The organism is Staphylococcus gallinarum (assembly GCF_000875895.1).
GTDB classification, from domain to species: Bacteria; Bacillota; Bacilli; order Staphylococcales; family Staphylococcaceae; genus Staphylococcus; species Staphylococcus gallinarum.
Genome location: NZ_JXCF01000087.1, coordinates 1 through 2,389, shown reverse-complemented (window position 1 = coordinate 2,389; position 2,389 = coordinate 1). Strand labels below are relative to the sequence as shown.

At 31.4% G+C, this 2,389-nt stretch carries 4 protein-coding genes; 3 read left to right on the top strand and 1 reads right to left on the bottom strand.

Going from position 1 to position 2,389, the window contains the following annotated elements; translation table 11 throughout:
* Window positions 1-767: rolling circle replication-associated protein (locus SH09_RS13535; RefSeq protein ID WP_235307541.1), on the top strand; the 767-nt coding region annotated here is incomplete at its 5' end.
* A gap of 126 nt (window positions 768-893) precedes the next feature.
* Here the strand turns inward: SH09_RS13535 and SH09_RS13530 are convergent.
* A complete protein-coding gene (locus SH09_RS13530) occupies window positions 894-1,505 on the bottom strand; it encodes a hypothetical protein (RefSeq protein WP_042740160.1) in 612 nt (203 codons plus the stop codon).
* A 69-nt stretch (window positions 1,506-1,574) separates the two neighbouring features.
* On the opposite strand from SH09_RS13530, the gene SH09_RS13525 reads away from it, so the two are divergent.
* On the top strand, window positions 1,575-1,763 hold the full coding sequence (locus SH09_RS13525; RefSeq protein ID WP_042740159.1) for a hypothetical protein: 189 nt from the start codon (window positions 1,575-1,577) through the stop codon (window positions 1,761-1,763).
* A gap of 388 nt (window positions 1,764-2,151) precedes the next feature.
* Window positions 2,152-2,389 (top strand): hypothetical protein (locus SH09_RS13520; RefSeq protein ID WP_042740158.1); only part of this gene is annotated, 238 nt, incomplete at its 3' end.

Sequence of the window (2,389 nt, the reverse complement as noted above, 5' to 3'; positions counted from 1 at the left end):
TTGATAACTATACTAACGATTATAAATACAAGGTAAAAGCCTATAACGACGGGCGTTTAACTGTCATAAAATACAAAAATAAGCGTCAAAAACCTACTGTTTCTATCCACCAAAAAAAAGCGTTGGGCTCTTCTTCTTATTTGAGTGAGGATGAACGCTTAGATAATCAAAGAAGATATATGTTTAAAGTGAAAACAAAGATTAAAGACTTAGTTTTAAATAATCACTTTGATATGTTTTGGACTCTTACTTTTGATCCAAAAAAATGTATTGAATCAGTTGAAGATGAATATCGCTTTTTTGAAATGCGGAAGTGGTTAGATAAAATGCGTAAAAGACATTCTAGGAAAAGTGATAAGCCATTTATGTACATAGCTATCCCAGAAAGGCATAAGAGTGGTTTAATACATTGGCATATGGTAACTGGCAATTTGGAACCTAATTTAATTGATTCAGGTAAAACGTATAAAAAGCAAAAGATTTATAATTGTATTGATTGGGAGCATGGTTTTTCGAATGTGCAAATGATGCGTTCTAAATCAAAAATAAGTAGTTATGTAACAAAGTATATTACAAAAGACTTATTAAATACGCCAGCACGTAAGAATAAGCGTAAGTACTGGAGTAGCAATAATTTAACTTTGCCAACTGTGTATGGCGTTTCAGATGATTCTGTAATGAGTTTTATGCATGATGAATATGATAGAGTCGTAGAACCTAATTATAGTACAGATGTGTGTGATATTTGGGTGTTTAGAGTAAGGTGATATGCTTTGCGGCCATGAAAACGCAAGGGTGGAGCCCGTTAAGCGTTTGGGCAGCGCTCATGGCCGTAAAGTAATGCAATAGCGTTTGGTCTGGATGATTATATTTTTGTGTTGATGTACTAAAAATTATTTGTATTTAACTTTTACGTATTTTGCATGCGTTTTTTGAGTTACAAAGTTTACAGTTCTAATCTTTTTCCCTGCTTGATAGTATATTCTTTGTTTCTTTGTTAACGTTACATCTTGATAACCCGCTAATCTGCTATATCGTTTTGGATTTGCTTTTATTGTTGTTGTTACACCATAAGTTCTAGCAAATCCTAAAGTTAGATTAAGACCTTTATATTGGGCACCTGTACTAAAATTCAAAGATCTACCTGCTTGTATTGTGTATTTTGAGGCTTTTGTCCAACTAGGAGTCATATTAGAATATCCTGAAAATCTCATGTTGTATCTTGTTGAGGATATAGTTTTTACTTTTTGTGATAGTCCAACAGCTCTTGGTTGTATATTGTTGTTTTGGTCATTTAAGTACATTTGTTTGTCTTCTTCGCTTTCAAAGAAGATTTTGTCTCCATTTTCTTCGGTAATTGAAATATCATTTGTTGTTATATCTTGGTCGTAAGTGGCTAACTGAGAATTATCTTGTGTTTCTGCATTGGCAACTGACTGTGTTTTTAGTAGATTAAAACTAAGTAAACAAGCGAATAAAATACATAGTATCAATTTGTTTTTCATTTTTTGTTCTCCTGTATTCTTTTATTTTTAGTGTTTTTTGTAATTATAACTTAAATGAGGAGGTTTTTTATGAAGTTTTTTAATTTTTTATTTGTTTTTGTTACCGCTTTTGTTTTAGCTGATTTTGGTATTATATATTGTCTATATACATGGAACTTAAATTTATGGGTTTTTGTTATTCCGTTGTTTCTTTTGATATTTTCATTAGTTTACTTGAAAGAATATAATCATCAAAAGCAAGATGAGAATAAACAATAGAGTTACTTTTATGCCGAGAAAACTTTTGTGCTTGGAACAGAGCTATATGTTATTACAGCTTGTCTGTAAAAGTTGGTGGGGTTGAATTGGGATTAAACCAAGTTAACACCAACTAAAAAACATATAGCTCAAAGGTTCCAAGTCAAAAGGAAATTGGAATAAATAATAAAAGAGCGTGCACTAGTCTGATTAGACTGTACACGCTCTTAGTGCTATATTATAGCTAAACTAAATAAAAAGAGTTACAGCACTCCCCGACCAAAGTTTGTGATGTAACGAAACGCTTTATCAACTTGTATGTTACTGTATCTAGTTTTTAAAATCAAGTTGATAAATTTGGAAGTGGTGTAACTCTTTTTCAATTAAAAATTGAAAAGGAGTTTTTATCTTGAATAACAAAATTAAGTTTGTTGAAGATGATGAAAAAAATATGGAAGAGTTGCAAAAATTTTTGATGAGTGGGTTGCCCGTTCCTTACTTGACATACGGGCAACTTAACAGACACATTGATAACTATACTAACGATTATAAATACAAGGTAAAAGCCTATAACGACGGGCGTTTAACTGTCATAAAATACAAAAATAAGCGTCAAAAACCTACTGTTTCTATCCACCAAAAAAAAG

Coding starts and splice junctions, on each gene's coding strand:
- SH09_RS13530 (WP_042740160.1), bottom strand. CDS start 1,505: ATGAAAAACAAATTGATACTATGTATTTTATTCGCTTGTTTACTTAGT.
- SH09_RS13525 (WP_042740159.1), top strand. CDS start 1,575: ATGAAGTTTTTTAATTTTTTATTTGTTTTTGTTACCGCTTTTGTTTTA.